The sequence below is a fragment of the Microtetraspora sp. NBRC 16547 genome (assembly GCF_030268965.1).
Classification (GTDB): Bacteria; Actinomycetota; Actinomycetes; order Streptosporangiales; family Streptosporangiaceae; genus Microtetraspora.
Genome location: NZ_BSSE01000077.1, coordinates 1 through 1,322, shown reverse-complemented (window position 1 = coordinate 1,322; position 1,322 = coordinate 1). Strand labels below are relative to the sequence as shown.

Annotated in this window: 1 protein-coding gene; it reads left to right on the top strand. The window is 64.1% G+C overall.

The window, feature by feature from the left end:
• Positions 1-1,150 (top strand): IS630 family transposase (locus QSK17_RS35670; RefSeq protein ID WP_285711115.1); only part of this gene is annotated, 1,150 nt, incomplete at its 5' end.
• Positions 1,151-1,322 lie beyond the last annotated feature (172 nt).

Below are 1,322 nucleotides of genomic sequence, written 5' to 3'. Positions count from 1 at the left end.
TCCGATCGCCGCAGGGACGGAGTTCATGGCCAGACCGGTCAGCCACGTGGTCATCAAGGTCGGCCACCGCCGCAGGAAACGCCTCAACAAGATCATCAATAGGCCTTCCAGTCCGCAGATGCTGGTCCTGCGCGCCCGGATCGTCCTGCTGATCGCCGACGATGGCCTGGCCCTGGCCACCATCGCCGAGCAACTGGCCACCACCGAGACGACCGTCCGCAAATGGCGCGACCGCTACGCCGTACACGGCATCAAGGGCCTGGTCGACCTACCCCGCCCGGGCCGGCCCGAAGTCTACGGTCCCCAAGTGCGGCTGCGCGTGATCGCCTGCGCCACCAGCACCCCACCGCAGAGTCAATCCACCTGGACGCACACCGCGATCGCCGCCCACCTCGCCGATACCGGCATCTCCGCCTCTCAGGTCGGCCGGATCCTGGCCGAGACCAATCTTCGGCCGCACCGCGTCCGGGGCTGGCTGAACCGGCTCGACGATGAGCAGTTCTGGCAGTTGGCCAGCGCAGTCTGCGACCTGTACCTCAACCCGCCCAAGGGTGCGGTCCTGCTCAGCGTGGACGAAAAGACCGGAATCCAAGCCAAATCCCGTAAACATCCCGAGATCTGCGCCCGGCCCGGCCGCACCGGTCGCCGCGAGTTCGAGTACCTCCGCCACGGCACCGTCTCCATCCTCGCCGCGATGGACGTCCTGACCGGACAAGTCCTGGCCGAACGAATCGACCGCAACAACTCGGCGACCTTCATCGCCTTCCTCATCCTGCTCGATCAGATGATCGACCCGGACCTGGACATCTACCTGATCTTGGACAATGGCGCCAGCCACACCTCCAAAGCCACCCGCGCCTGGCTGGCCGCCCACCCCCGGTTCAAGGTCACCTACACGCCCAAACACGCCAGCTGGCTCAACATGATCGAGATGTGGTTCTCCGTGCTGACCCGCCGTCTGCTCCGCCGCGGTGATTTCACCTCCCGCGAGAACCTGATGGAGCAGATCGACTCGTTCACGATCCGCCATAACGCCACCGCGCAGCCGTACCGGTGGCGCTACGACGCACGCGCCGACCACATCCGCTCCCTCACCCGGCGCGATCAGGAGCGGACACGCGCCGCACTCTTGGAGAAGACGGCAAGTTGAGCACGTACCGTTACGACTCGGACCCCTTAAGGATCTTTGCGGCGATGCACTAGTAGTACTTTGTTATGTTACGAAGTGTTATGGGGTGTGTACATTTGGTGGCATACGTGGCAAACGCCGGTCCAGGTGGCGAGTAAAGCCTGGAGTTCGCCGAGAACCTCATACAAGGTCA